Genomic DNA, 6068 nt, shown 5'->3' with positions numbered 1-6068 from the left:
ACGGCTACTGCGCGCAGGAGCGCGCCGCTCTTCCGGGCCCCGTCAGCGACGGCGAGCGGCGGACGAATAGCCCGAAGGGTGAGCGCGATGGATCGCGCTCATTGCGCCGTCGGCACAAGGACGTGCCGTCGGCGCAACCGGCCGGCGATCGCGAACCCGAAGGGCAGGATGCCCGGAGGGCGACGCTGTCGGGGTGTCCTTTCTTGGGGTTACCCTTCTTTGGACAAGCAAAGAAGGGTAACCGGCCCGCAGGGATGCGGGACGAACGCGCAGGGACGCGGCTCGGTTGTCGCGAGGCGGCGAACGACACGAAGCGCAGGTGAAGCGCTGCGCGATCGCGCAGGCGCATCTCCGACCTCCGCAGAGCGCGTGCGCCGAATGGCGTCATGCCGACCTCGGCCGCGCCACCGCGTGCGCATGCGCCTCGCGCCGCCGCCGGACCCATTCCGACAGCCGCTCGAAGTAGAGATAGATCACCGGCGTCGTGTAGAGCGTGATCAGCTGCGACAGCAGCAGGCCACCGACGATCGACACGCCGAGTGGCCTGCGCAGTTCCGATCCGATGCCGTTGCCGAGCGCGAGCGGCAGCGCGCCGAGCAGAGCCGCGGCGGTCGTCATCATGATCGGGCGGAAGCGCAGCAGGCAGGCCCGACGGATCGCGTCGTGGGGCTTCATGCCGTCGCGCTGCGCCTCGATCGCGAAGTCGATCATCATGATCGCGTTCTTCTTGACGATGCCGATCAGCAGCACGATGCCGACGATGCCGTCGACCGACAGGCTCATGCCGCAGACGATCAGCGCGAGCAGGGCACCGACGCCCGCGGGCGGCAAGGTCGAGATGATCGTGATCGGGTGGATGTAGCTTTCGTACAGGACGCCGAGCACGATGTAGATCACGACGACCGCGGCGAGCAGCAGCAGCACTTCGTCGGCGAGCGACGCGGAGAACTCGGCCGCCTTGCCGACGAACTGGCCGCGCACCTGCGGCGGGAACGCCTGCTCCGCCTCGACCGCGCGGATCGCCGTGACCGCGTCGGACAGCGAATAGCCGCGCGCGAGGTTGAACGACAGCGTGACCGCGGGCAACTGGTCCTGGTGGCTGATGACGAGCGGTGCGCTCGTCTCCGTCGCGCTCGCGAGCGCCGACAGCGGGATCGCGCCACCGGCGCCGACCGCGATGCCGGTGTTGCCGGCATTGCCGATGCCGGAGGGCGTCGCCGAGTTGCTCGACGTCGCCTGGCCGAGCGTCGTCGCGTTGCTGCCGATGAGCGCGCCGTTGCCGTTGCCGCGCACGGTCAGCTGGTCGAGCAGCGCCTTGCTCGTGCGGAACTCGGGCGCGACCTCGAGTACGACGCGGTACTGGTTGAGCTGGGTGAAGATCGTCGAGATCTGGCGTTGGCCGAACGCGTCGTAGAGCGTGTCGTCGATCGTCTGCACCGGTACGCCGAGGCGGCTCGCCTTCTCGCGGTCGATCGTGAGGTGCAGCGCGTTGCCCTGCGTGGCGAGGTTGTTGTCGACGTCGACGAGCTCGGGCCGCTTGCGCAACGCGTCGGTCATGCGCGCGGCGAAGCCCGCGAGCTCGGCAGCGTTCACTTCCGACAGCGCGTACTGATACTCGGTCGGCGCGACGCGCGTGTCGAGCGCGACGTCCTGCACGGGCTTGAGGTAGAGCGCGACACCAGGGATGTGCGCGGCCGCGCGCTGCAGCGCGGGCACGACGTCGTCGAGACCGCCACGCTCGCCGCGCGGCTTCAACACGATGCTGAGCTGACCCTGGTTGAGCGTCGGGTTGACCGAGCCCGCGCCGACGAACGCGGCGACGCCGGCGACGCCGGGTACGGCGCGCGCTGCGTCGGCGACCGCTTTCGTGCGCTCCTGCATCGCGGGGAACGCGATGTTCTGGTCGGCCTGCACGACACCGAGGATCAGGCCCGTATCCTGCTCCGGCAGCAGGCTCTTCGGGATCAGCACGTACAGCGCGATCGTGACGACGACGGTCGCCGACGCGAGCAGCAGCATCAGCGGCTGGCGCGCGAGCACCCAGTCGAGGCTGCGCGCGTAGAGGTCGACCGTGCGCGTCCACGCGTCGCGCTCGCTCGCGCGCGCGGCGCCATCGTCGGCGTGGTCGCCCGCGGGCAGTGCGTCGGCCTTGAGCAGGTACGCACACATCATCGGCGTCAGCGTGAGCGAAATGAGCATCGAGATCGCGACCGCGATCGTGAGCACCCAGGCGAACTCGTGGAACAGGCGGCCCGTGACGCCGGGCATGAGCAGCAGCGGCAGGAACACCGCGATCAGCGACACCGTGAGCGAGAGCACGGTGAAGCCGATCTCCCGGGCGCCGATCTCGGCCGCCTCGCGCGGCTGTTTGCCCTGCTCGATGTAGCGCACGATGTTCTCGATCATCACGATCGCATCGTCGACGACGAAACCGGTCGCGACGGTGAGCGCCATCAGCGACAGGTTGTCGAGCGAGAAGCCGGCGAATGCCATCACGCCGAACGTGCCGAGCAGCGACAGCGGTACCGCGACGCTCGGGATCACCGTCGCCCACAGCCGGCGCAGGAACACGAAGATGACCGCGACGACCAGCAGCACGGTGAGTCCGAGCGTGAGCTCGACGTCCTCGACCGACGCGCGGATCGTCACGGTGCGGTCCGAGAACACGTCGAGGTGCACGGCCGCCGGCAGCAGCGCGCGCAGTGCGGGCAGTTCCTTGCGGATCTCCTCGACCGTTTTGACGATGTTCGCCGACGGCTGGCGGCGGATGTCGAGCAGCACCGCGGGCTTGCCGTTCGCCCAGGCGGCGAGCTGGTCGTTCTCGACGCCGTCGACGACCGTCGCGATGTCGGACAGGCGCACCGCCGCGCCATTCCGGTAGCTCACGATCGTCGAGCGGTATTCGGCCGCATCGGCGAGCTGGTCGTTGGTGCCGATGCTGAAGCTCTGCACCGTTCCGTTGAGACTGCCCTTGGGCGCGTTGACGTTGGCCTGCGTCAGCGCGCTGCGGACGTCCTCCATCGTGAGCCCGAGGTTGGCGACCTGCGCCGGGTTCACCTGCACGCGCACCGCGGGCCGCACGTTGCCCGCGATGCTGACGAGGCCGACGCCGCCGATTTGCGACAGGCGCTGCGCGAGGATGCTGTCGGCGTAATCGTTGACCTCGCGCAGCGGCCGCGAATCGGACGTGAGCATGAGGGTCAGGATCGGCGCGTCGGCCGGGTTGACCTTGTTGTAGACGGGTGGATACGGCAGGTTCGTCGGCAAGGTGCCGCGTGCGGCATTGATCGCGGCCTGCACGTCCTGGCCGGCCGCATCGATGTCGCGGCCCTGGTCGAACGTGATGATGATCGTCGAAAGGCCCGCCGAGCTGTCCGAACTCATCGTGACGACGCCCGAGATCTGGCCGAGCTGCCGCTCGAGCGGTGTCGTCACGAGCGCAGCCATCGTCGACGCGCTCGCACCCGGATACTGTGTCGTCACGACGAGGCTCGGCGCGTCGATGTCGGGCAGCGCCGCCACCGGCAGCGCGCGCCAGCCGACGACGCCGAGCAGGAGCAGCGCGACCATCAGCAGCGAAGTCGCGATCGGGCGGCGGATGAACGGCGTGGAGAAGCCCATGGCGAGGTCGTTCGGACGTCAGCGGCCGCCGCGCCGACCGCCGCCGCGTCGCTCGGCCTGCGGCGGCGCGCCGGCGTCCTTGATCGTCCCGAGCTCCTCCGCGCTCGGCGGCGCCGGCGTCTCGCCCGGCGCGAGCGCCTGCACCTTGCTGCCGGGCTTGAGCCGGAACTGGCCTTCGGTGACGACCTTGTCGCCGGCGACGATGCCGCTCGCGACGAGCACCGCGTCGTTGCCGGCGTCGCCCGCGACCACGACCGGTTCCATCGCGACCGTGCCGTCTGCCTGCAAGGCATAGACGTAGGTGCCGGCGGGGCCGCGCTGTAGCGCGGTCGCGGGCACGACGACGCCGCCGGCGACCGTGCGCAGCCTCACGCGCACGTTGACGAACTGGCCTGGCCACAGCGCGTTGTCGGCGTTGCCGAACTCCGACTTGAGCCGGAACGTGCCGGTGGCCGTGTCGATCTGGTTGTCGATCACCTTGAGCGCGCCGGTCGCGATCACGTGGGCGTCGGTGCGGTCGAGCGCGGCGACCTCGAGTCCGCCCGCGCTCGCGACCTGGGCCGAGCGGACATCGGCGAGCTCCTGCTCGGGCAGCGTGAACATCACGTTGATCGGATGCACCTGGGTCAGCACGACGATGCCGTTGCCTGCATTCGCCTGCACGAGGTTGCCGACGTCGACCTGGCGGATTCCGGCGATGCCGGTGATCGGCGCGACGATGCGCGTGTAGCCGAGCTGCGTGCGCGCGCTCGCGATCGCCGCGTCGTCGGCCGCGAGCATCGCCTGCTGCTGGCGCACGGTCTGGCGCTGGTTCTCGAGGTCCTGCGCCGACACGAAGTTCTTCTTGATGAGTTCCTCGTAGCGCGCGAGCGTGCTCTGCGACGCGCTCAGCTGCGCCGCGTCCTGCTTCTTTTTCGCCTGCACCTGCTCGAGCGCGGACTGGAACGTACGAGGATCGATCTCCGCGAGCAGGTCGCCGCGCTTCACCTCCTGGCCCTCTGTGAAGTGAAGCGCCTCGAGCTGGCCACCGACTTGCGCCGTGACGGTCACCGTGTTGAGCGCCTGCACCGTGCCGAGCGCGGTGAGATAGACCGGCACGTCGCGCGTGGCCGCGGCGACGACGGTGACCGGTACCGGGGCTTGCGCATCGATGCCGGGCCCGTGGCGGCCCGTGCCGTCCGAACCGGCGCCATGGAACATGCGCCAGCCGATGGCGACGACAGCAAGCACGGCGACGGCGACGAGCGCGGGCTTCGAACGCGACATGGACATTCCTTCGGACGGGCCTGGCCGGGTTTCCTGCCGGCGCTGCGCGAAGGCTAGCAGTGGCGCCTGAACGGCGGGGCGACCTGCCGCGTAAATCCATCTTTACATGCACATTTTCGTGGCACGGCCACTCGCGGCGCCGGGCTTGGGTTCGGGCATGCCGGCCATCATCTGCAAGGAACTCCGCTCCGAGCCTGTCTCTGCCGCGAGCGTTCGATCGTATGACGACCAGCACGTCATGTTCCCAAGGAGTTGCCCATGAATGCCGTTTGTGACATCCCGGGCGCCGGCCTCGCCGTCGACCGTTCCCTCGTTCCCGATGCCGCGTTCGATCCCGCGCCGGCGCCCGGCGTGCACGAAGCGCGCGCGGTGCTCGCGGGCGGCTGCTTCTGGTGCGTCGAAGCGGTGTTCCGCGAGCTCGACGGCGTGCTCGACGTGACCTCCGGCTACAGCGGCGACGACGCCGCGAGCGCGAACTACGAGCGCGTATGCAGCGGCGCGACCGATCACGCCGAAGCGGTGTCGATCCGTTTCGACCCGAGCCGCATCCGTTTCGGTCGCCTGCTCAAGGTGTTCTTCGCGGTCGCGCACGATCCGACCCAGGTCGACCGGCAGGGCAACGACCGCGGCCGCCAGTACCGGTCTGTCGTGTTCTACGCGGATGAGGCGCAGCGCGACGTCGCGGCCGCGTACATCCGCCAGCTCGACGCGGCGAAGGTGTTCTCCGCGCCGATCGCGACGCAGCTCGTGCCGCTCGAGGCGTTCCACGACGCCGAGCGCTACCACCAGAACTACGCCGCGCTGCATCCGGAGCAGGCGTACATCGCCGCGGTCGCCGCGCCGAAGGTGGCCAAGCTGCGCAAGCAGTTCGGCGACTGGCTGCGCGAGGATTCGCCGAAGGACGGAGGCCTCGCATGACGACGTCCGCCTCCGGTTACGACCTCACGCCGATCGATGCGGCCGAACGCGATAGGCTCGCCGCGCGCCTGACGCCCGAGGAGCGCTACGTGCTGTTCGACCACGGCACCGAGCGGCCGTTTTGCGGCGGGCTGCTGCACGAGCACGGCGAGGGCGTGTTCGCCTGCCGGTTGTGCGGGCTGCCGCTGTTCCGCTCGATCGCGAAGTTTGAATCGGGCACGGGCTGGCCGAGCTTCTACGCGCCGTTCGATCCCGCGCACGTG

4 protein-coding genes are annotated in these 6068 nt (G+C 69.6%); 2 read left to right on the top strand and 2 right to left on the bottom strand.

Annotated elements, in window-relative coordinates:
* Positions 1–384 precede the first annotated feature (384 nt).
* Together VI238_RS12540 and VI238_RS12535 are read right to left on the bottom strand one after the other, a co-directional pair.
* The gene (locus tag VI238_RS12540; RefSeq protein WP_331651848.1) at positions 385–3621 is read right to left on the bottom strand and encodes an efflux RND transporter permease subunit; all 3237 of its coding nucleotides are present in this window, start codon (positions 3619–3621) and stop codon (positions 385–387) included.
* 18 nt (positions 3622–3639) lie between these two features.
* Positions 3640–4887 (bottom strand): efflux RND transporter periplasmic adaptor subunit, encoded by a 1248-nt coding sequence (locus tag VI238_RS12535; RefSeq protein ID WP_331651846.1) that lies wholly within the window; start codon positions 4885–4887, stop codon positions 3640–3642.
* A 258-nt stretch (positions 4888–5145) separates the two neighbouring features.
* On the opposite strand from VI238_RS12535, the gene msrA reads away from it, so the two are divergent.
* A complete protein-coding gene (gene msrA, locus VI238_RS12530) occupies positions 5146–5805 on the top strand; it encodes a peptide-methionine (S)-S-oxide reductase MsrA (protein ID WP_331651844.1) in 660 nt (219 codons plus the stop codon).
* The coding region (locus VI238_RS12525; protein ID WP_331651842.1) for a peptide-methionine (R)-S-oxide reductase at positions 5802–6068 on the top strand (267 nt) is incomplete at its 3' end. The genes msrA and VI238_RS12525, both read left to right, overlap by 4 nt.

Origin of the sequence: Dokdonella sp. (genome assembly GCF_036518555.1) — a bacterium.
In the GTDB taxonomy this organism is placed as follows: domain Bacteria; phylum Pseudomonadota; class Gammaproteobacteria; order Xanthomonadales; family Rhodanobacteraceae; genus Dokdonella_A.
The sequence above is the reverse complement of the archived record's forward strand: the minus strand, read 5'-3'. Positions and strand labels throughout refer to the sequence as shown.